The 22887-nt window shown below is 52.6% G+C and carries 16 protein-coding genes, 1 tRNA gene and 3 rRNA genes; 12 read left to right on the top strand and 8 right to left on the bottom strand.

Annotation, left to right across the window (positions count from 1 at the left end):
* The first annotated feature begins 328 nt into the window (after positions 1–328).
* From SP99_RS22240 to rrf, 4 genes are all read left to right on the top strand, one after another.
* Positions 329–1868: ribosomal RNA gene (locus tag SP99_RS22240) — 16S ribosomal RNA — on the top strand.
* A gap of 85 nt (positions 1869–1953) precedes the next feature.
* A tRNA-Glu gene (locus SP99_RS22235) sits at positions 1954–2029 on the top strand.
* 183 nt (positions 2030–2212) lie between these two features.
* Positions 2213–5115, top strand: a 23S ribosomal RNA gene (locus SP99_RS22230).
* Positions 5116–5184: 69 nt separating this feature from the next.
* A 5S ribosomal RNA gene (gene rrf / locus SP99_RS22225) occupies positions 5185–5300 on the top strand.
* Together the 16S, 23S and 5S rRNA genes with 1 tRNA gene alongside form the textbook arrangement of a ribosomal RNA operon.
* A gap of 99 nt (positions 5301–5399) precedes the next feature.
* Here rrf and mobB read toward each other — a convergent pair.
* Positions 5400–5903: a molybdopterin-guanine dinucleotide biosynthesis protein MobB gene (mobB, locus tag SP99_RS22220; protein WP_047959736.1), complete on the bottom strand. Its 504-nt coding sequence runs from the start codon at positions 5901–5903 to the stop codon at positions 5400–5402.
* A complete protein-coding gene (mobA, locus tag SP99_RS22215) occupies positions 5900–6484 on the bottom strand; it encodes a molybdenum cofactor guanylyltransferase MobA (RefSeq protein ID WP_047959735.1) in 585 nt (194 codons plus the stop codon). Before mobA ends, mobB begins: the two co-directional genes overlap by 4 nt.
* 68 nt (positions 6485–6552) lie before the next feature.
* Here mobA and SP99_RS22210 point away from each other — a divergent pair, with 68 nt between their 5' ends.
* The 3 genes from SP99_RS22210 (at position 6553) to dsbA (ending at position 8535) form a co-directional block, all read left to right on the top strand.
* Positions 6553–6822 (top strand): YihD family protein, encoded by a 270-nt coding sequence (locus SP99_RS22210; RefSeq protein WP_003861904.1) that lies wholly within the window; start codon positions 6553–6555, stop codon positions 6820–6822.
* 75 nt (positions 6823–6897) lie between these two features.
* Positions 6898–7884, top strand: a complete 987-nt coding sequence (locus tag SP99_RS22205; protein ID WP_047959734.1) for a serine/threonine protein kinase — start codon at positions 6898–6900, stop codon at positions 7882–7884.
* Positions 7885–7911: 27 nt separating this feature from the next.
* Complete coding sequence (gene dsbA, locus SP99_RS22200) at positions 7912–8535, top strand: thiol:disulfide interchange protein DsbA (protein ID WP_047959733.1); 624 nt, start codon at positions 7912–7914, stop codon at positions 8533–8535.
* A 23-nt stretch (positions 8536–8558) separates the two neighbouring features.
* On the opposite strand, the gene SP99_RS22195 is transcribed toward dsbA, so the two are convergent.
* A complete protein-coding gene (locus SP99_RS22195) occupies positions 8559–9467 on the bottom strand; it encodes an acyltransferase (RefSeq protein ID WP_025759568.1) in 909 nt (302 codons plus the stop codon).
* A gap of 440 nt (positions 9468–9907) precedes the next feature.
* On the opposite strand from SP99_RS22195, the gene polA reads away from it, so the two are divergent.
* Both polA and SP99_RS25400 read left to right on the top strand, forming a co-directional pair.
* Positions 9908–12700 (top strand): DNA polymerase I, encoded by a 2793-nt coding sequence (gene polA, locus SP99_RS22190; protein ID WP_025759567.1) that lies wholly within the window; start codon positions 9908–9910, stop codon positions 12698–12700.
* Positions 12701–12866: 166 nt separating this feature from the next.
* A complete protein-coding gene (locus SP99_RS25400) occupies positions 12867–12914 on the top strand; it encodes a small protein SpfP (protein ID WP_071892919.1) in 48 nt (15 codons plus the stop codon).
* Between the two features lie 98 nt (positions 12915–13012).
* Here SP99_RS25400 and yihA read toward each other — a convergent pair whose 3' ends face one another.
* Positions 13013–13642: a ribosome biogenesis GTP-binding protein YihA/YsxC gene (gene yihA / locus SP99_RS22185; protein WP_045285688.1), complete on the bottom strand. Its 630-nt coding sequence runs from the start codon at positions 13640–13642 to the stop codon at positions 13013–13015.
* A gap of 579 nt (positions 13643–14221) precedes the next feature.
* Here yihA and yihI point away from each other — a divergent pair.
* A complete protein-coding gene (gene yihI, locus SP99_RS22180; protein WP_025759565.1) occupies positions 14222–14734 on the top strand; it encodes a Der GTPase-activating protein YihI in 513 nt (170 codons plus the stop codon).
* A 188-nt stretch (positions 14735–14922) separates the two neighbouring features.
* Positions 14923–16296, top strand: coding sequence for an oxygen-independent coproporphyrinogen III oxidase (hemN, locus tag SP99_RS22175; RefSeq protein ID WP_047959732.1), 1374 nt, complete (start codon positions 14923–14925; stop codon positions 16294–16296).
* A gap of 67 nt (positions 16297–16363) precedes the next feature.
* Here hemN and SP99_RS24810 read toward each other — a convergent pair whose 3' ends face one another.
* The 4 genes from SP99_RS24810 to glnA form a co-directional block, all read right to left on the bottom strand.
* Entirely contained in the window at positions 16364–16474 is a 111-nt protein-coding gene (locus tag SP99_RS24810; RefSeq protein WP_032670298.1) for a YshB family small membrane protein, read from the bottom strand.
* Between the two features lie 110 nt (positions 16475–16584).
* Complete coding sequence (gene glnG, locus SP99_RS22170; RefSeq protein WP_020883985.1) at positions 16585–17997, bottom strand: nitrogen regulation protein NR(I); 1413 nt, start codon at positions 17995–17997, stop codon at positions 16585–16587.
* Between the two features lie 11 nt (positions 17998–18008).
* Positions 18009–19058 carry a nitrogen regulation protein NR(II) gene (gene glnL / locus SP99_RS22165; RefSeq protein ID WP_045285690.1) on the bottom strand — a complete coding sequence of 350 codons (1050 nt, stop codon included), beginning with the start codon at positions 19056–19058 and terminating at the stop codon, positions 18009–18011.
* 170 nt (positions 19059–19228) lie between these two features.
* Positions 19229–20638: a glutamate--ammonia ligase gene (gene glnA, locus SP99_RS22160; protein WP_008501856.1), complete on the bottom strand. Its 1410-nt coding sequence runs from the start codon at positions 20636–20638 to the stop codon at positions 19229–19231.
* 376 nt (positions 20639–21014) lie between these two features.
* On the opposite strand from glnA, the gene typA reads away from it, so the two are divergent.
* The gene (gene typA, locus SP99_RS22155; RefSeq protein WP_008501854.1) at positions 21015–22838 is read left to right on the top strand and encodes a ribosome-dependent GTPase TypA; all 1824 of its coding nucleotides are present in this window, start codon (positions 21015–21017) and stop codon (positions 22836–22838) included.
* The last annotated feature ends 49 nt before the right edge of the window (positions 22839–22887 follow it).

The following is a 22887-nucleotide window of genomic DNA, read 5'->3' as shown; positions in this document are numbered from 1 at the left end:
AAACTTTTTTTAAATTTCCTCTTGTCACGTCAGAATAACTCCCTATAATGCGCCTCCACTGACACGGAACAACGGCACACACGCCGCCGGGTCAGCAGAGAAAAGCGAAAATAATCACTTGACTCTGAAGCGGGAAAGCGTAATATGCACACCCCGCGCCGCAGCGAAAACGAAGCGGCACTGCTCTTTAACAATTTATCAGACAATCTGTGTGGGCACTCAAAGTGACATGGATTCTTAATGTCTTAGGACAATAAATGAATACCAAGTCTCAACGAGTGAACACGTAATTCATTACGAAGTTTAATTCATTGAGCATCAAACTTTTAAATTGAAGAGTTTGATCATGGCTCAGATTGAACGCTGGCGGCAGGCCTAACACATGCAAGTCGAACGGTAGCACAGAGAGCTTGCTCTCGGGTGACGAGTGGCGGACGGGTGAGTAATGTCTGGGAAACTGCCTGATGGAGGGGGATAACTACTGGAAACGGTAGCTAATACCGCATAACGTCGCAAGACCAAAGAGGGGGACCTTCGGGCCTCTTGCCATCAGATGTGCCCAGATGGGATTAGCTAGTAGGTGGGGTAACGGCTCACCTAGGCGACGATCCCTAGCTGGTCTGAGAGGATGACCAGCCACACTGGAACTGAGACACGGTCCAGACTCCTACGGGAGGCAGCAGTGGGGAATATTGCACAATGGGCGCAAGCCTGATGCAGCCATGCCGCGTGTATGAAGAAGGCCTTCGGGTTGTAAAGTACTTTCAGCGGGGAGGAAGGCGTTGTGGTTAATAACCACAGCGATTGACGTTACCCGCAGAAGAAGCACCGGCTAACTCCGTGCCAGCAGCCGCGGTAATACGGAGGGTGCAAGCGTTAATCGGAATTACTGGGCGTAAAGCGCACGCAGGCGGTCTGTCAAGTCGGATGTGAAATCCCCGGGCTCAACCTGGGAACTGCATTCGAAACTGGCAGGCTAGAGTCTTGTAGAGGGGGGTAGAATTCCAGGTGTAGCGGTGAAATGCGTAGAGATCTGGAGGAATACCGGTGGCGAAGGCGGCCCCCTGGACAAAGACTGACGCTCAGGTGCGAAAGCGTGGGGAGCAAACAGGATTAGATACCCTGGTAGTCCACGCCGTAAACGATGTCGACTTGGAGGTTGTGCCCTTGAGGCGTGGCTTCCGGAGCTAACGCGTTAAGTCGACCGCCTGGGGAGTACGGCCGCAAGGTTAAAACTCAAATGAATTGACGGGGGCCCGCACAAGCGGTGGAGCATGTGGTTTAATTCGATGCAACGCGAAGAACCTTACCTACTCTTGACATCCAGAGAACTTAGCAGAGATGCTTTGGTGCCTTCGGGAACTCTGAGACAGGTGCTGCATGGCTGTCGTCAGCTCGTGTTGTGAAATGTTGGGTTAAGTCCCGCAACGAGCGCAACCCTTATCCTTTGTTGCCAGCGGTTAGGCCGGGAACTCAAAGGAGACTGCCAGTGATAAACTGGAGGAAGGTGGGGATGACGTCAAGTCATCATGGCCCTTACGAGTAGGGCTACACACGTGCTACAATGGCGCATACAAAGAGAAGCGACCTCGCGAGAGCAAGCGGACCTCATAAAGTGCGTCGTAGTCCGGATTGGAGTCTGCAACTCGACTCCATGAAGTCGGAATCGCTAGTAATCGTAGATCAGAATGCTACGGTGAATACGTTCCCGGGCCTTGTACACACCGCCCGTCACACCATGGGAGTGGGTTGCAAAAGAAGTAGGTAGCTTAACCTTCGGGAGGGCGCTTACCACTTTGTGATTCATGACTGGGGTGAAGTCGTAACAAGGTAACCGTAGGGGAACCTGCGGTTGGATCACCTCCTTACCTTAAAGAACCTGCCTTTGCAGTGCTCACACAGATTGTCTGATGAAAAGTAAATAGCAAGGCGTCTTGCGATTGAGACTGACACGTCCCCTTCGTCTAGAGGCCCAGGACACCGCCCTTTCACGGCGGTAACAGGGGTTCGAATCCCCTAGGGGACGCCACTTGCTGGTTCGTGAGTGAAAGTCACCTGCCGTCATATCTCAAAACTGACTTGCGAGTCACGTTTGAGATATTTGCTCTTTAAAAATCCGGATCAAGCTGAAAATTGAAACGACACACATGTTATGTGTGTTCGAGTCTCTCAAATTTTCGCAATCATGAAGTGAAACATCTTCGGGTTGTGAGGTTAAGCGACTAAGCGTACACGGTGGATGCCCTGGCAGTCAGAGGCGATGAAGGACGTGCTAATCTGCGAAAAGCGCCGGCGAGGTGATATGAACCTTTGACCCGGCGATGTCCGAATGGGGAAACCCAGTGTGTTCCGACACACTATCGTTAACTGAATACATAGGTTAACGAGGCGAACCGGGGGAACTGAAACATCTAAGTACCCCGAGGAAAAGAAATCAACCGAGATTCCCCCAGTAGCGGCGAGCGAACGGGGAGCAGCCCAGAGTCTGAATCAGCTTGTGTGTTAGTGGAACGGTCTGGAAAGTCCGACGGTACAGGGTGATAGTCCCGTACACGAAAACACACAGGTTGTGAACTCGAAGAGTAGGGCGGGACACGTGGTATCCTGTCTGAATATGGGGGGACCATCCTCCAAGGCTAAATACTCCTGACTGACCGATAGTGAACCAGTACCGTGAGGGAAAGGCGAAAAGAACCCCGGCGAGGGGAGTGAAAAAGAACCTGAAACCGTGTACGTACAAGCAGTGGGAGCACCTTCGGGTGTGACTGCGTACCTTTTGTATAATGGGTCAGCGACTTATATTCTGTAGCAAGGTTAACCGTATAGGGGAGCCGAAGGGAAACCGAGTCTTAACTGGGCGTTAAGTTGCAGGGTATAGACCCGAAACCCGGTGATCTAGCCATGGGCAGGTTGAAGGTTGGGTAACACTAACTGGAGGACCGAACCGACTAATGTTGAAAAATTAGCGGATGACTTGTGGCTGGGGGTGAAAGGCCAATCAAACCGGGAGATAGCTGGTTCTCCCCGAAAGCTATTTAGGTAGCGCCTCGTGAATTCATCTTCGGGGGTAGAGCACTGTTTCGGCTAGGGGGCCATCCCGGCTTACCAACCCGATGCAAACTACGAATACCGAAGAATGTTATCACGGGAGACACACGGCGGGTGCTAACGTCCGTCGTGAAGAGGGAAACAACCCAGACCGCCAGCTAAGGTCCCAAAGTCATGGTTAAGTGGGAAACGATGTGGGAAGGCACAGACAGCCAGGATGTTGGCTTAGAAGCAGCCATCATTTAAAGAAAGCGTAATAGCTCACTGGTCGAGTCGGCCTGCGCGGAAGATGTAACGGGGCTAAACCATGCACCGAAGCTGCGGCAGCGACACTATGTGTTGTTGGGTAGGGGAGCGTTCTGTAAGCCGTTGAAGGTGACCTGTGAGGGTTGCTGGAGGTATCAGAAGTGCGAATGCTGACATAAGTAACGATAAAGCGGGTGAAAAGCCCGCTCGCCGGAAGACCAAGGGTTCCTGTCCAACGTTAATCGGGGCAGGGTGAGTCGACCCCTAAGGCGAGGCCGAAAGGCGTAGTCGATGGGAAACAGGTTAATATTCCTGTACTTGGTGTTACTGCGAAGGGGGGACGGAGAAGGCTATGTTAGCCGGGCGACGGTTGTCCCGGTTTAAGCATGTAGGCGGAGGTTCCAGGTAAATCCGGTACCTTTTAACGCTGAGGTGTGATGACGAGGCACTACGGTGCTGAAGTAACAAATGCCCTGCTTCCAGGAAAAGCCTCTAAGCATCAGGTAACATCAAATCGTACCCCAAACCGACACAGGTGGTCAGGTAGAGAATACCAAGGCGCTTGAGAGAACTCGGGTGAAGGAACTAGGCAAAATGGTGCCGTAACTTCGGGAGAAGGCACGCTGATATGTAGGTGAAGCCCCTGCGGGTGGAGCTGAAATCAGTCGAAGATACCAGCTGGCTGCAACTGTTTATTAAAAACACAGCACTGTGCAAACACGAAAGTGGACGTATACGGTGTGACGCCTGCCCGGTGCCGGAAGGTTAATTGATGGGGTTAGCGGTAACGCGAAGCTCTTGATCGAAGCCCCGGTAAACGGCGGCCGTAACTATAACGGTCCTAAGGTAGCGAAATTCCTTGTCGGGTAAGTTCCGACCTGCACGAATGGCGTAATGATGGCCAGGCTGTCTCCACCCGAGACTCAGTGAAATTGAACTCGCTGTGAAGATGCAGTGTACCCGCGGCAAGACGGAAAGACCCCGTGAACCTTTACTATAGCTTGACACTGAACACTGGTCCTTGATGTGTAGGATAGGTGGGAGGCTTTGAAGTGTGGACGCCAGTCTGCATGGAGCCGTCCTTGAAATACCACCCTTTAATGGCTGGTGTTCTAACGTAGACCCGTTACCCGGGTTGCGGACAGTGTCTGGTGGGTAGTTTGACTGGGGCGGTCTCCTCCCAAAGAGTAACGGAGGAGCACGAAGGTTAGCTAATCCTGGTCGGACATCAGGAGGTTAGTGCAATGGCATAAGCTAGCTTGACTGCGAGAGTGACGGCTCGAGCAGGTGCGAAAGCAGGTCATAGTGATCCGGTGGTTCTGAATGGAAGGGCCATCGCTCAACGGATAAAAGGTACTCCGGGGATAACAGGCTGATACCGCCCAAGAGTTCATATCGACGGCGGTGTTTGGCACCTCGATGTCGGCTCATCACATCCTGGGGCTGAAGTAGGTCCCAAGGGTATGGCTGTTCGCCATTTAAAGTGGTACGCGAGCTGGGTTTAGAACGTCGTGAGACAGTTCGGTCCCTATCTGCCGTGGGCGCTGGAGAATTGAGGGGGGCTGCTCCTAGTACGAGAGGACCGGAGTGGACGCATCACTGGTGTTCGGGTTGTCATGCCAATGGCACTGCCCGGTAGCTAAATGCGGAAGAGATAAGTGCTGAAAGCATCTAAGCACGAAACTTGCCCCGAGATGAGTTCTCCCTGAGCCTTTAAGGCTCCTGAAGGAACGTTGAAGACGACGACGTTGATAGGTCGGGTGTGTAAGCGCAGCGATGCGTTGAGCTAACCGATACTAATGAACCGTGAGGCTTAACCTTACAACGCCGAAGATGTTTTGGCGAAGAGACGACACAAGTTTCAGCTTTGATACAGATTAACAGAATTTGCCTGGCGGCTTTAGCGCGGTGGTCCCACCTGACCCCATGCCGAACTCAGAAGTGAAACGCCGTAGCGCCGATGGTAGTGTGGGGTCTCCCCATGTGAGAGTAGGGAACTGCCAGGCATCAAACAAGTGAAGAGGCCATCCGAAAGGATGGCCTCTTTGCGTTTCTGAACCAATGAATTTTGTAGGCCGGGTAAGGTAAAGCCGCCACCCGGCTAGTCAGGCCGCACTCCACGCCACAATAAATTCCGCAATCCCATCCACATCATTTAAATTCAGTACCGGAACCTCAAGCGGCAACACAACATCACTGGCGACGGCAATCACATGCTCATCAAGCGTTAATTCGCTGACATCATGCCCGGCATCGCTTCTGAACAGCAGGATCTTTGGCACGGCCTCATGCTTAAACCCCTCAACCAGCACCAGATCCAGCGTGGAATGATCCATTCGACTCACCAGGTACGCGAGATCCAGAGGCGCTTCATCCGGCGTTTCTGTCATTAATGCCCAGCGCTGAGAACTTGCCACCATCGTTTGCGCGGCACCCGCTTTACGCAACTCATAGCTATCTTTGCCCGGTTTATCGATATCCATATTATGGTGGGTGTGCTTAATCAGTCCGGGACGGATACCTCTGGTACACAGCGCAGGAATGAGCTTTTTTAACAACGTGGTTTTCCCGGTGCCACTCCAGGCAGAAATAGCCAGAACAGGTCTCATCTTTTCTCCTGCATCATCTGCAACTCTTCACACGTATTCACGTTCACAAACGCTGCTTTCACATCGCTAAAATCAACGGAATGGCCGCCAGACTCGCGCATAAAGACCATCACTCTGCGTTCGCCTGCCGTGAGGTACTCCTGCAGGGCAGGTGCGAGCGATCGGTGCATCAACGCAATAGCAGGATGGTCACGCTCCCCGTCGTGTACCCAAACCACGGGCGCTGTACCACGAAGCCCGAACAGCCGCTCGACAAGACAGGACGGAATAAAGGGCGTATCGCAGGGGCAGAAGATAAACCACTCGCCCTGAGATTGTTGCATAACGGAAAGCATACCGGCCAGCGGTCCCGGATAATCTTTCAGGTTATCCGGGTAAACGGCATACCCGCTGCGCTGGTAAGTGTCGATATGCCTGTTCGCACTGATGACCATTGTTGTCACCTGGTCTGCGAGTGTATCTGCGACACATTGCCATAGAGGTTTGCCGTTCAGACATTGTAACCCCTTATCTCTCCCACCCATTCGTGTCGCCCGGCCACCAGCCAGAACGACCCCAATGATTTCCTGGTTAAGATTCACGAATATCGCCTCTTTTATTGTGGGATTGACCCTGCTAACGTGTCACTCTAAATGAAAGGAGCACCACCATGAAATGTAAACGTCTGAATGAAGTTATTGAACTCCTCCAGCCCGCCTGGCAAAAAGAGCCAGAGCTGAATCTGATGCAATTTTTACAGAAACTGGCGAAAGAGTCAGGTTTTGACGGCGAACTGGCAGACCTTTCTGACGACATCCTGATCTATCATCTTAAAATGCGTGACTCTGCCAAAGATGCTGTTATTCCTGGTATTCAGAAAGATTATGAGGAAGATTTTAAGACTGCGCTGTTGCGCGCCCGAGGCGTAATTAAAGAGTAAAAGCTTGTAAGCGGCGGCACCGAAATCGCCACAAGATGATATCCTGAATCATTCGTATAATTTCCGGATGATCGGATGAACGACCAGGCTTTTACTTTCCAGACATTACACCCTGACACCATTATGGATGCCCTGTTTGAACAGGGCATTCGGGTGGATTCCGGGCTAACACCGTTAAACAGCTACGAAAACCGCGTCTATCAATTCCAGGACGAGGATCGTCAGCGCTTCGTCGTAAAGTTCTATCGTCCTGAACGCTGGTCCGCAGAACAGATTCAGGAAGAGCATCAGTTTGCCCACGATCTGCTGGATGACGATGTCCCCGTTGCCGCACCGCTAAAATTCAATAACCAAACGCTCCTGACGCACGAAGGGTTTTATTACGCGGTATTCCCGAGTCTGGGCGGTCGTCAGTTTGAAGCGGATAATATCGATCAGATGGAGTGGGTGGCTCGCTATTTGGGGCGCATACATCAGACGGGGCGCAAAAAAGCCTTTATTGTCCGCCCGACTATTGGCATTCAGGAATACCTTCTTGAACCACGTGGCATATTCGAAACATCTGCCATGATCCCCACTGCGCTAAAGGATGATTTCCTCAACGCTACCGATAAGCTTATTGCTGCGGTGAAAAACTGCTGGCGTGATGATATTTCCGTCCTGCGCCTGCATGGCGATTGTCACGCCGGAAATATTCTCTGGCGCGATGGCCCGCTCTTTGTCGATCTTGATGATGCGCGTATGGGGCCAGCGGTTCAGGACCTGTGGATGCTGCTCAATGGCGACAAAGCCGAGCAACGCATGCAGCTTGAAACCATTATTGAAGCCTATGAAGAATTTAGCCCATTTAATTCAGACGAAATTGCCCTGATTGAGCCTTTACGTGCTATGCGTTTTGTTTATTATCTCGCATGGTTAATCAGGCGTTGGGACGATCCCGCATTTCCTCGAAATTTCCCGTGGCTTACCGGAGAGGATTACTGGCGTAGCCAGATATCTACATTTACTGAGCAGGTCAAGGTTCTTCAGGAGCCCCCTCTGCAATTAACGCCGATGTATTAATTGGACACACCCAGGAGAGAGTTAATCATGAAAAAAATTTGGCTGGCGCTGGCAGGTATGATTCTGGCATTTAGCGCTTCTGCTGCGCAGTTTACCGACGGCAAACAGTACATCACGCTGGACAAACCGGTCGCTGGCGAGCCACAGGTTCTGGAGTTCTTCTCGTTCTATTGCCCACACTGCTATCAGTTTGAGCAGGTGCTGCATGTATCTGACAACGTGAAGAAAAAACTGCCGGAAGGCACCAAAATGACCAAGTACCACGTTGAGTTCCTGGGTCCATTGGGCAAAGACCTGACTCAGGCATGGGCGGTGGCTATGGCATTGGGCGTGGAAGATAAGATCACGTCGCCAATGTTTGAAGCCGTACAGAAAACCCAGACCGTTCAGACCACTGCGGATATCCGCAAAGTGTTCGTTGAAGCCGGCGTAAAAGGTGAAGAGTATGATGCAGCATGGAACAGCTTCGTAGTGAAATCACTGGTTGCCCAGCAGGAAAAAGCGGCGGCTGACCTCCAGCTCCAGGGCGTTCCGGCGATGTTTGTTAACGGCAAATATCAGCTGAACATGCAGGGCATGGACACCAGCAGCATGGATATCTTTGTACAGCAGTATGCAGATACCGTGAAATACCTGGTTGAGAAGAAGTAATCTCACTGATGTAAAAACGCCGGTCACTGACCGGCGTTTTTGTATGAAGATTTTATATTGTCTATCTGTTCGTCTTTCTCTTTCCAGAGCGTATTAAGCCACTGCTGGAAACGACGTTTGAAATTCTTATCATTTACGTAGTCACCGTGCAGTTCAGCGTCTATCGGCACCAGCTCAACACGGACAACAATGCGCGTCAGTTTACCGCTGAGCATATCGAAGAACGGCGTCTTATCGTTTTCCGGATAGCAGAGCGTGACGTTCAGCAGTTTATCGAACTGTGCGCCCAGCACATTCAGCGCCATCGCTATCCCCGCAGCCTTTGGCGGCAGCAGGTTCTGATAAGGGGAGCGCGTTTGCTGGCGCTTCTCTTGTGTAAACCGGGAGCCTTCAACGAAGTTCACGATGGTGGTGGGATGCGCGCGAAATTTTTCACAGGAACGGCGTGTTGTCTCCACGTCCTTACCGCGACGTTCTGGATGACGAATCAAATAGCTGCGCGAATAGCGTTTCATAAACGGCATATCGAGCGCCCAGCAGGCCAGTCCGATAAAAGGCACCCACGCGAGCTGCTGTTTCAGGAAGTATTTGTTCATGGGGATGTGTTTGCGGAAAAGCACACACAACACCACGATATCAGCCCAACTGTGATGATTACAGATCAGCAGATACCAGTTCTTTTTATTAAGGTTTTCCAGCCCTTCGACGTCCCACTTCAGATGCGGGTTCAGGCGCAGCAGGATCGCCAGACCTTCGCACCAGCAGTACATCATGAAGTTACAAAATGCGGATACGGCTCGCCACACCACAGGGACAGGCAGCAGCAGTTTAATGATCCCGGCGATAATGATCGGCACAGAGCAGGCGATAGTCACCAGGATAGTTAAAATGATGCTTAACAGTAAAGTTATTGCAGCGAGCAATCTCGACATGATTAGTCTTTTCAAGTAATTAGCTTTAAATGAGCGGCCGGCTATCTGGCGCTGGGCGCTGATTTTACCAGAAAACAGACAAAGTAATGGCGCTTTCATGTCAGGAGTGGGCCGCTTTCACCCTGGCGCAGAAGATTTCTCTATGATTCTTCGCTTATCAAGGCTTATATCCACATAGACTAAATTGTCATCAGTTGGCTCTATAGATAGGATCCAACACACTAACAATATGATTATTAAGATCTAAATATCATCCCATATGTCTTTTTTGCGTCTGTTATTCATATGAAGTGAAAATATACACAAACTTATCCACAGTTTTATTTTTGCGAGCGATCCTGACGATCGCAAAATCTTTTCCTGTATCTGGCGCTAATACCTGATGTTTTCATCCTTCTGTGGCATCCTTTAGGCATAAATTGATTAAAGGCACGGACATTATGGTTCAGATCCCAGAAAACCCTCTTATTCTCGTCGATGGCTCTTCTTACCTGTATCGGGCGTACCATGCGTTTCCTCCTCTGACCAACAGCGCAGGGGAACCTACCGGCGCAATGTACGGCGTGCTGAATATGCTGCGCAGCCTGATCCTTCAGTATCAGCCAACCCATGCGGCCGTCGTTTTCGATGCGAAAGGTAAAACTTTCCGCGATGAGTTGTTTGAGCATTACAAATCCCACCGTCCGCCAATGCCTGACGATCTGCGTGCGCAGATTGAGCCGCTGCACGCCATGGTGAAAGCGATGGGTCTGCCGCTGCTGGCCGTCTCAGGCGTTGAAGCGGATGACGTCATCGGTACGCTGGCGCGTGAAGCAGAAAAAATGGGCCGTCCGGTACTGATCAGCACCGGTGATAAAGATATGGCGCAGCTGGTGACGCCAGGGATCACCCTGATTAACACCATGACTAACACCATTCTGGGGCCGGAAGAGGTGGTCGCAAAGTATGGCGTGCCGCCAGAGCTGATTATCGATTTCCTCGCGTTGATGGGCGACTCCTCGGATAATATCCCTGGTGTGCCGGGCGTCGGTGAAAAAACGGCACAGGCGCTGCTGCAGGGGCTGGGCGGCCTGGATACGCTCTACGCGGAGTCGGATAAAATCGCCGGGCTCTCCTTCCGTGGGGCAAAAACCATGGCCGGAAAACTGGAAGAGAACAAAGAGGTGGCTTATCTCTCTTATCAGCTGGCGACCATCAAAACCGATGTCGAACTGGAACTGGGCTGTGAACAGCTGGAGGTACAACAGCCTTCCGCTGACGCGCTGCTGAGCCTGTTTAAGAAATACGAATTTAAACGCTGGACCACTGACGTGGAGGCCGGTAAATGGCTGCAGGCAAAAGGGGCTAAACCTGCTGCAAAGCCGAAGGAAACCATTGTTATTGATGCCGAAGAGCAGGCGGAAGAAGAAGCTGTGGCGCTTTCCTTCGACAACTATGAAACCATTCTTGAAGAATCGCAGCTTATCGCCTGGATTGAGAAACTCAAAAAGGCACCTGTCTTCGCCTTTGACACCGAAACGGACAGTCTCGATAACATCTCTGCCAATATGGTGGGCCTCTCCTTTGCGACAGAGCCGGGTGTTGCGGCCTATGTTCCTGTGGCGCATGATTATCTGGATGCGCCGGAGCAAATCTCGCGCGACCGTGTGCTTGAGTTGCTGAAGCCAATCCTGGAAGACGAAAAGGCGCTGAAGGTCGGGCAGAACCTCAAGTATGACCGCGGCATTTTGCAAAACTATGGCATTGAACTGCGTGGAATTGCCTTTGACACTATGCTTGAATCCTACATTCTGGATAGCGTCGCGGGCCGCCACGATATGGATTCCCTGTCTGACCGCTGGCTTAAGCACAAAACCATCACGTTTGAAGAGATTGCCGGTAAAGGGAAAAATCAGCTTACCTTTAACCAGATTGCTCTCGAAGAAGCCGGACGCTACGCTGCGGAAGACGCTGATGTCACGCTGCAGCTACACCTGAAGATGTGGCCAAAACTGCAGAAGCATGAAGGGCCGCTGAACGTATTCCAGAACATTGAGATGCCGCTGGTTCCCGTGCTTTCACGCATCGAACGTAACGGTGTCAAAATCGACCCGACGGTACTGCATAACCACTCCGGGGAGCTTGCCCAGCGCCTGACCGAGCTTGAGCAAAAGGCGCATGAGCTTGCCGGTGAGCCGTTTAATCTCTCCTCTCCGAAACAGCTGCAAACCATTCTGTTTGAAAAGCAGGGGATCAAACCGCTGAAGAAAACCCCTGGTGGCGCGCCATCAACTTCAGAAGAGGTTCTGGAAGAGCTGGCGCTGGATTATCCGCTGCCAAAAGTGATTCTGGAGTACCGCGGTCTGGCGAAGCTGAAATCGACCTACACCGATAAGCTGCCGCTGATGATCAACCCGAAAACGGGTCGTGTACACACCTCCTACCATCAGGCTGTCGCGGCAACGGGTCGTCTTTCGTCAACCGATCCAAACCTGCAGAACATCCCGGTACGTAACGAAGAAGGCCGTCGTATTCGCCAGGCCTTTATTGCACCCGATGACTATCTGATTGTTTCTGCGGACTACTCGCAAATTGAGCTGCGTATTATGGCGCACCTGTCCCGTGACAAGGGGCTATTGACGGCGTTTGCCGAAGGGAAGGATATCCACCGGGCGACCGCGGCGGAAGTCTTCGGTCTGCCACTGGAGAGCGTGACAAACGAACAGCGCCGCAGCGCGAAAGCGATCAACTTCGGGCTGATTTACGGCATGAGTGCATTTGGTCTTTCTCGCCAGCTTAATATCCCACGCAAAGAGTCGCAGAAGTATATGGATCTCTACTTTGAGCGTTATCCGGGCGTACTGGACTATATGGAACGCACCCGTGCTCAGGCGAAGGAGAAAGGCTACGTTGAAACCCTGGATGGCCGTCGTCTCTATTTACCGGACATTAAATCCAGCAACGCGGCACGTCGTGCGGGCGCAGAACGTGCAGCAATCAACGCCCCGATGCAGGGAACCGCAGCGGACATTATCAAGCGCGCCATGATCGCGGTGGATGCGTGGCTGGAACAGGAGAAGCCACGCGTGAAAATGATCATGCAGGTACACGATGAACTGGTATTCGAAGTGCACAAAGACGATCTTGATACCGTGTCGAAGAAGATCCACGAACTGATGGAAAGCAGCATGACACTTGACGTGCCGTTGCTGGTGGAAGTGGGAAGTGGTGAAAACTGGGATCAGGCTCACTAACGGTTCGGGCAATAACGCGCTTTTTATGTAAGTTAGCAACATAACGATGTGCGTTTTGTGACGATCATTAGAATTCCCTATGTAAAGAATGAAAAAAAACTACAAAAAGTGCTTTTTCTGCGGCAAAAAAAGGGGTAGAGTTAGCGACGTAGGGTACAGAGGTAAGATGTTCTATCTTTCAGACCTTTTACTTCACGTAATCGGATTTGGCTGAATATTTTAGCCGCCCCAGTCAGTAATGACTGGGGCGTTTTTTATTGTGGCAAAGAAAAATTCAGGTAAAAAAAAGCGCGGCCATTGCCGCGCCCGGTATCACTCTTCTTCCGCTTCCGTCGCGGGTTCCAGCTCGCTAAACCAGGTGTCGAGCTTCTGACGCAGCTTGTCCACGCCCTGCTTTTTCAGCGAGGAGAACGGCTCAACCTGTACGTCGCCGTTGAAGGCCAGCACCGCTTCGCGAACCATATTCACCTGCGCTTTGCGCGCACCGCTCGCCAGCTTATCCGCTTTTGTCAGCAGCACCAGCACGGCAATATCACTTGCGACAGCCCAGTCGATCATCTGCTGATCAAGGTCTTTCAGCGGGTGGCGAATATCCATCAGCACCACCAGACCTTTCAGGCACATGCGTTTTTCCAGGTATTCACCGAGCGCACGCTGCCACTTGATCTTCATCTCTTCCGGTACCTGGGCGTAACCGTAACCCGGTAAGTCGACCAGGCGTTTGCCATCGGCCACTTCAAACAGGTTAATCAACTGGGTACGGCCAGGTGTTTTTGAGGTACGCGCCAGGTTCTTCTGATTGGTCAGCGTATTCAGTGCGCTGGATTTTCCCGCGTTTGAACGGCCAGCAAAGGCCACTTCGATACCGGTATCAGAAGGCAGGTGGCGAATATCGGGCGCACTGGTGACAAAATGCGTCTGTTGGTAGTTCCAGGTAGTCACGTGGTCGTCTCCAAAAATCGTAATCTGCGGGGGATTATACCTGAATGCGGGCAAAAGACTTTTTTCATTGCACTCCGCCTGTAGGCTTAAGCCCTGGCCGCTGTGAGAGATCGGCTATAAGTACTATGGGAGATTTCAGAGAAATCGCAGGGGTAAAAAAAGACAAACTGTTTTAAATCATAATCTTATTTCCGGGTAATTATCTGAAAATCCGTTTTTGTACCGTTTCGTTGCTTGTTAGTTTAAGCGAACACGGTAAAGTATGCGGCAAGGCGAGGAAGCCAACAGGACAATGACTTAAGGATAAGGGTCAGGAGCGCCAGGAGGCGAAGACGCAGGATTGTCAGGATGACAAACGCCTGGAGGCGTTTTAACAGGAAAGGGAACCGTATCACGGACGGTAGTAGCCAAGGGATAAACAGGGTTTGTTGTTGGCAAACAAGGAATGTCTGACCCGCTAAGGGTTGTGAGTCAGGAAAAAAGGCGACAGATTGCTCTGTCGCCTTTTTTCTTTGCTTGCTTTCTGCTAGATTTCGCCGCAATTCTATACTGAAGAAAACGACTTAAAGATAAAACATCATGAAAAAACCGACCTCCGCAGCGGGCGCTAAACGCCCTGCCAAAGCACGCCGCAAAACGCGCGAAGAACTGAACCAGGAAGCGCGCGATCGCAAACGCGATAAAAAACATCGCGGTCATGCGGCGGGTAGCCGTGCAAACGGTGGCGGTACAGCAGGTGCTTCTGCGAAAAATAAGCCGCAGAAAGATCCACGTATCGGCAGTAAAACTCCCATTCCACTGGGCGTGACAGACACCCCGGTTACTAAGCAGCACAAACCAAAGAGCGAGAAACCTATGCTTTCACCGCAGGCTGAGCTGGATTTGCTGGAGAACGATGAGCGCCTGGACGCGCTGCTGGAACGTCTTGAAGAGGGGGAAACCCTGACTGCGGAAGAGCAGTCATGGGTGGATGCTAAACTGGATCGCATCGACGAGCTGATGCAGAAGCTGGGCCTGTCATACGACGATGACGAAGATGAAGAAGAAGAAAAGCAGGAAGATATGATGCGTCTTCTGAAGGGTGGAAACTAACATTTGCACCCGGCAGGAACGATAGTCCTGCTTATAACCCTTCCGGTTGTATGTTATCTGGTGTGGTTATTCGTTAAACTACGGCGGTTGTCGCGGCGACAGAAGTGGCTGCGCACCCGATTAATGGCCCGCAATGGGGTCAGAACGGGCCGCCGTATACGAACGCGACACCAACGGAAGGAGTGAGCATGTCTGTACCATCTATCGACTGGGATTTGGCCCTGATCCAGAAATATAACTATTCCGGGCCGCGTTATACGTCATACCCCACCGCGCTGGAGTTCTCTGATGCCTTTGGCGAGGATGATTTTCAGCAGGCTGTCGCGCGCTATCCTGAGCGTCCGCTGTCGCTCTACGTCCATATTCCGTTCTGCCACAAGCTCTGTTATTTCTGCGGCTGCAATAAAATTGTGACCCGTCAGCAGCACAAAGCCGACCAATACCTTGATGCGCTCGAACAAGAAATTGTGCATCGCGCGCCGCTGTTTGCCGGTCGTCACGTCAGCCAACTTCACTGGGGCGGTGGCACGCCAACCTATCTGAATAAAGCGCAGATCAGCCGTTTGATGATGCTTCTGCGCGGGCACTTCCATTTTAACGACGATGCTGAAATCTCGATCGAGGTCGATCCCCGCGAAATTGAGCTGGATGTGCTGGATCATTTACGCGCCGAAGGCTTCAATCGCCTGAGTATGGGCGTGCAGGACTTCAACAAAGAGGTCCAGCTTCTGGTCAACCGCGAGCAGGACGAAGAATTTATCTTTGCCTTACTCAACCATGCGCGTGACATTGGCTTCACCTCGACCAATATCGATCTGATCTACGGCCTGCCAAAGCAAACGCCGGAAAGTTTCGCCTTCACGCTGAAGCGCGTGTCCGAACTCAACCCGGATCGCCTGAGCGTCTTTAACTATGCGCATCTGCCGACGCTCTTTGCGGCTCAGCGCAAAATCAAAGATGCCGATCTCCCTTCTGCCCAACAGAAGCTGGATATTCTGCAGGAAACCATTACCTCGCTGACCGGGGCTGGCTATCAGTTTATTGGTATGGATCACTTTGCCCGTCCGGATGACGAGCTGGCTATTGCTCAGCGCGACGGGGTACTGCACCGTAACTTCCAGGGCTATACGACCCAGGGCGATACCGATCTGTTGGGGATGGGCGTCTCCGCCATCAGCATGATTGGCGACTGTTACGCGCAGAACCAGAAAGAGCTGAAGCTGTACTATCAGCAGGTGGATGAAACCGGAAACGCGCTGTGGCGCGGTATAGCGTTAACGCGTGACGACTGCATTCGTCGTGATGTGATTAAGGCACTGATCTGCAACTTCCGCCTCGATTTCAGCGATGTTGAGTCGCAATGGGATCTGCAGTTCAACGATTATTTTGCAGAGGATCTGAATCTTCTGGCACCGCTGGCGAAAGACGGGCTGGTGGCGGTCTCGGAGAGTGCGATTGAGGTCACGCCGAAAGGGCGTCTGTTGATTCGTAACATTTGCATGTGCTTTGACGCCTACCTGCGGCAGAAAGCGCGTTTGCAGCAGTTCTCGCGGGTGATTTAAGCGGCAAAAGCACGAAAGGTAAGCCGGGTAAGGCGTAGCCGCCACCCGGCTTTTCATTGACAGCTCGTTAGCTAAACAGCCCAACCAGCGCCGCACACAGCACAGCCGCAACGGCGGTTTGTGGCGTGTGGCTTTCAGCGGCTCCGCTAGAGAGCATATTCACCAATGTTTCCAGCATGATGTTCACCCCCAATTTCCGGGCACGATCATACAAAACTCAATGAAACAGTAAAGCGCAAAATAACGGCAATTTGCGCTCAATTAATAACCTTTACACAAGAGCGGATATTATTCCATACCCAGCTCTTTAAGCTTGCGCGTCAGGGTATTACGTCCCCATCCCAACAGGCGAGCGGCTTCCTGCTTATGGCCCTGGGTATGACGAAGCGCGGTGGTTAACAGCGTACGTTCCATCTCTGGCTGTGCTTCAGAAAGCAGGTTTTGATGACCGGAACGCAGCGCACGGTCGGCCCACTGTGCCAGCAGCGTCGCCCAGCTGTCCGGCAGCGCGTGCCCGGTACTGCTTTCGGGGGCCGTCGCTTCAAACAGCTCAGCCGGTAAATCCTGAATCAATACTTCCTGCCCGGCGGCCATCACGGTGAGCCAGCGGCAGGTATTTTCCAGCTGACGTACGTTGCCTGGCCACGCCAGACGCGTAAGCGCGGCATCGGTTTCAGGGTGAAGCTGTTTGGCCTCCACGCCCAGCTCACGGGCGGCCACCTGCAGGAAATGACGCGCCAGGCGAGGGATATCTTCACGACGTTCACGCAGCGGTGGCAGATGAACGCGAATCACGTTCAGGCGATGGAATAAATCCTCACGGAATTTACCTTCCTGCACCCGCTGCTCCAGGTTCTGGTGGGTCGCGGCAATAATACGCACATCCACCTTCACCGGCGCATAGCCGCCCACGCGATAAAACTGCCCGTCGGCCAGCACGCGCAGCAGGCGGGTCTGGACATCCAGCGGCATATCGCCGATCTCATCCAGGAACAGCGTGCCGCCGTCAGCCTGTTCGAAGCGCCCCTGGCGAATGGTATTCGCACCGGTAAATGCCCCTTTTTCATGGCCGAACAGTTCGGACTCAATCAGGTCCTTCGGGATTGCCGCCATATTCAGGGCAATAAACGGCGCTTTTGCCCGCGGGCTGTGGCGATGTAATGCATGCGCTACAAGCTCTTTACCGGTTCCTGATTCACCGTTAATCAATACGCTGATGGATGAGCGGGACAAACGGCCAATAATGCGAAACACATCCTGCATCGCCGGCGCTTCGCCGATGATATCTGTCGTTGGACCAAAATCGGGAGTATGGCGCGGCTGTTGCTGCTCCTGATAATGGCTAATCGCGCGCTCAACCAGCGCCACGGCTTCGTCGATATCAAACGGTTTGGGCAGGTAATCGAACGCCCCTTGCTGATAGGCGCTCACCGCGGCATCCAGATCGGAGTGTGCCGTCATGATGATGACCGGAAGCATGGGGTGGCGTTGTTTGATCTGCTTTAACAGCGCCAGCCCGTCCATACCCGGCATACGAATATCCGAAAGCAGCACGTCCGGCGTTTTAGTGGTGAGTGCGTCGAGCACTTCGCTGCCGCTCTCAAACGTCGTGCAGCTTAATCCAGCCCCTGTGAGCGCGCGTTCAAGCACCCAACGGATGGAGCTATCGTCATCGACTACCCAGACTATCCCTCGTTGCATAAACGTCACCTTTATTTTTTAATCGGCAGGAAAACCGAAAACTCGGTATGTCCCGGCCAACTGGTAAATTCAATTTTTCCAGAGTGTTGGTCGATCAAACTGCGGGCAATGGATAAGCCCAGGCCGGTCCCGCCTTCGCGCCCGCTGACCATCGGGTAGAACAGGGTATCCTGCAGATGCGAGGGAATACCGGGCCCGTTATCCTCAACGTCGATTCGGGCTGCCAGACGGTAGCGCACGCCGTGTAACGTCAGCTGGAAAGCGGTGCGGGTGCGTAAAACAATCTCGCCCCCTTCCGGCCCCAGCGCCTGCAGCGCATTGCGCACAATGTTCAACAGGACCTGTTCTATCTGGTCCGGGTCATGCGCCAGTTCCGGCAGGCTTGGGTCGTAATCACGCACCAGCGTGACGTTCTCCGGCAGCTCCATAGAGACGAGTTTCACCACCCGTTCAGCCACTTTATGGATGCTTTCTGTGACATGCATTCCCGGCTGTTGCGGCCCGAGAAGACGATCAACCAGATTACGCAGACGGTCTGCCTGCTCAATGATGACGTTGGTGTACTCCGCCAGCGCAGGGTCGGGCAGCGCCTTGGTCAGAAGCTGCGCTGCGCCGCGTAACCCACCCAGCGGGTTTTTGATTTCATGCGCCAGGCCCCGTACCAGATCGCGGGCGGCAATTTGCTGCGCATGCTGAAGCTGTTCCTGGCTCAGTCGACGCTGATTATCCATCGGCGCCATTTCCAGCAGGATCAATCCTTCAGGAAGACGTTGCGCGGTAAGCGACAGAATATGCGAACGCCCGTCGATCACCAGCGTCACTTCGTTATCGGTGAACCCCTGGCCCGCCTGCAAACTTTCCTGCATCAGGCCAATATTCAGTGAAAAATAGCTCAGGAGTTCCGGAAGCGGGGTGCCAAACAGTTTACGCGCGCTTTGGGCAAGCAGCTGCTGCGCCGCCGGGTTGGCGTAATGCACGGCCAGCTCGTCGTCGACCAGCAAAATGCTGTTAATCAAAGAATTGAGGATCTGCCCAGCATCGGGCAGCGTGCCAGTTGCCATTCAGCAGTCTCCTGGAGTTGTTTGCACTAATTTAGTGCAGTATAGCGTTTTCGGCGTAAAAAGCGCGTGAGATCAGGTTGTTGGTGGAGAAAAAAGCCCATCCGGAGATGGGCTAAAAGTTTCCACGGCAACTACTCCCGGCGCTTGTCACGCCGGGTAAAACAACTTAATTAAACGCTGTAGTACAGTTCGAACTCAACCGGATGCGGAGTCATGCGCACGCGGTCGTTCTCTTCGGTACGCAGGGCGATGTAAGCATCGATAGCGTCGTCAGTGAATACGCCACCTGCAGTCAGGAACTCGCGGTCTGCGTCCAGCGCCTGCAGGGCTTCTTCCAGAGAGCCAGCAACCTGTGGGATCTCTTTCGCTTCTTCTGGCGGCAGGTCGTACAGGTTTTTGTCCATCGCTTCGCCTGGGTGGATCTTGTTCTTGATACCGTCCAGACCCGCCATCAGCAGTGCTGCGAAGCACAGGTATGGGTTAGCCGCTGGATCCGGGAAGCGAACTTCGATACGACGCGCTTTAGGAGACGCCACCACCGGGATACGGATAGAAGCAGAACGGTTACGCGCAGAGTAAGCCAGCATCACTGGCGCTTCGTAGCCCGGGACCAGACGCTTGTAGGAGTTAGTGGTTGGGTTCGCCAGGGCGTTGATCGCTTTAGCATGCTTGATTACGCCGCCAATGTAGTACAGCGCCTGCTCAGACAGACCGGCATACTTGTCGCCAGAGAACAGGTTGGTACCGTTCTTGGACAGAGACATGTGGCAGTGCATACCGGAACCGTTATCGCCAAACATCGGTTTTGGCATGAAGGTCGCGGTTTTACCGAAACGGTGCGCAACGTTGTGCACAACGTATTTGTAGATCTGAATTTCGTCCGCTTTTTTGGTCATGGTGTTGAAGCGGGTAGCCACTTCGTTCTGACCAGCAGTTGCCACTTCGTGGTGGTGCGCTTCAACAACCAGGCCCATCTCTTCCATCACCAGACACATGGTGGAACGAATGTCCTGTGCAGAGTCGACCGGAGGAACCGGGAAATAGCCGCCTTTCACGCCAGGACGGTGACCTTTGTTACCACCTTCGTATTTGGTGGAAGAGTTCCATGCGCCTTCGATGTCATCGATAGCAACGTGGGAACCAGAAATAGACGCGCCGAAACGGATGTCATCGAACAGGAAGAATTCTGGCTCTGGCCCGAACAGAACGGTGTCTGCGATGCCGGTAGAACGCAGGTACTCTTCAGCGCGTTTCGCGATAGAACGTGGGTCGCGGTCGTAGCCCTGCAGGGTGCCTGGCTCGAGGATGTCGCAACGGATAATCAGAGTAGGTTCTTCGAAGAACGGATCAATGACCGCAGTGGTTGCATCTGGCATCAGAACCATGTCGGATTCGTTAATGCCTTTCCAGCCACCAATGGAGGAGCCGTCAAACATTTTGCCTTCTTCGAAGAATTCGGCGTTCACCTGATGAGCAGGGATTGTGACGTGCTGTTCTTTACCTTTGGTATCGGTGAAGCGCAGATCAACAAACTTCACTTCATGTTCGTTCAGCATCGTCAAAACGTGTTCAGCGGACATACTTAACTCTCCAGATTGGTCATTGTCGTCGTGGTAACGAGGTCTTCAGTTTCTGTTTGTACTGGCTGTTGCCATGTATTTTTTATAAAGCGAAATCTGTGCCAACTTTTAAAACACCCCAAAAAGGCGTTATCATGCGCACCATAGTGCAAAAGGGCTGCACCACAATGGTTATGTTGCACCAGTATAGTGCTTCAGTGTGAACACTGAGCACCATATTGGTGCAATTTTCGTTAAAGTGCCCTTTTTCGCTCCGTGAAAGCGATCACAAAGCATCTCTGCGATACTTGTTTGCGGAGGATGTTTGTGATCCTGTTTTGTAGTGCGATTAATCCGTGTACAATAACGCGCTATTTCTAATGCCTGAGGCAAAGTTGTGATCGAAAATTTGCGTAACATCGCCATCATCGCGCACGTTGACCATGGTAAAACTACCCTGGTTGATAAGCTGCTGCAGCAATCCGGTACGTTTGATGCGCGTGCCGAAACTCAAGAGCGTGTGATGGACTCCAACGATTTGGAGAAAGAGCGTGGGATTACCATCCTCGCGAAAAACACCGCTATTAAATGGAATGACTACCGTATCAACATCGTTGATACCCCAGGGCACGCCGACTTCGGTGGTGAAGTTGAGCGCGTGATGTCCATGGTGGATTCCGTGCTGCTGGTGGTTGACGCCTTTGACGGCCCTATGCCGCAAACGCGCTTCGTGACCAAAAAAGCATTTGCCCATGGCCTGAAACCTATTGTTGTTATCAACAAGGTTGACCGTCCTGGCGCACGTCCTGACTGGGTTGTTGATCAGGTATTCGACCTGTTCGTTAACCTCGACGCGACCGACGAACAGCTGGACTTCCCTATCATTTACGCTTCTGCGCTGAATGGTATCGCGGGTCTGGATCACGAAGATATGGCGGAAGACATGACCCCGCTGTATCAGGCGATTGTCGATCACGTACCGGCACCGGATGTTGATCTGGATGGTCCACTGCAGATGCAGATCTCCCAGCTGGATTACAACAACTACGTTGGCGTCATCGGTATCGGCCGTATCAAACGCGGTAAAGTGAAGCCAAACCAGCAGGTTACTATCATCGATAGTGAAGGCAAAACCCGTAACGGTAAAGTAGGCAAAGTGCTGACTCACCTGGGTCTGGAGCGTATCGACAGCGATCTGGCTGAAGCGGGCGACATCATCGCTATCACCGGTCTGGGCGAGCTGAACATCTCTGACACCATCTGCGATCCGCAGAACGTGGAAGCGCTGCCAGCCCTGTCTGTTGATGAACCAACCGTTACCATGTTCTTCAACGTCAACACCTCTCCGTTCTGTGGTAAAGAAGGTAAATTCGTTACCTCTCGTCAGATCCTTGACCGCCTGAACAAAGAGCTGGTGCACAACGTTGCGCTGCGCGTTGAAGAAACCGAAGACGCTGATGCATTCCGCGTTTCTGGTCGTGGTGAGCTGCACCTGTCTGTTCTGATCGAAAACATGCGTCGTGAAGGTTTCGAAATGGCGGTTTCCCGTCCGAAAGTTATCTTCCGCGAAATCGACGGCCGTAAACAAGAGCCGTTCGAAAACGTGACGCTGGACGTTGAAGAGCAGCACCAGGGTTCTGTGATGCAGGCGCTGGGTGAGCGTAAAGGCGACCTGAAAAACATGAATCCAGATGGCAAAGGCCGCGTACGTCTCGACTACGTGATCCCAAGCCGTGGCCTGATCGGCTTCCGTTCTGAGTTCATGACCATGACCTCTGGTACCGGTCTGCTGTACTCTACCTTCAGCCACTACGACGACGTGCGTCCGGGTGAAGTTGGCCAGCGTAACAACGGCGTACTGATCTCCAACGGTCAGGGTAAAGCGGTTGCGTTTGCGCTGTTCGGTCTGCAGGATCGCGGCAAGCTGTTCCTGGGTCACGGTGCTGAAGTTTATGAAGGCCAGATCATCGGTATTCACAGTCGTTCTAACGACCTGACTGTAAACTGCCTGACCGGTAAGAAACTGACCAACATGCGTGCGTCCGGTACTGACGAAGCAACGGTTCTGGTTCCACCGATCAAGATGACCCTGGAGCAGGCTCTGGAATTCATCGACGACGACGAACTGGTAGAAGTGACGCCACTGTCTATCCGTATCCGTAAACGTCACCTGACCGAGAACGATCGTAAACGTGCTATGCGCGGTGCGAAAGAAGAGTAATTCACTCCTCTCTGGTCAACAAAACCCCGTCCTTGTGGCGGGGTTTTTC

This window comes from Enterobacter sp. BIDMC92 (assembly GCF_001030225.1).
Lineage (GTDB): Bacteria > Pseudomonadota > Gammaproteobacteria > Enterobacterales > Enterobacteriaceae > Enterobacter > Enterobacter sichuanensis.
Note: the sequence above shows the minus strand (reverse complement) of the source record. Positions and strands in the feature narration are given on the sequence as shown.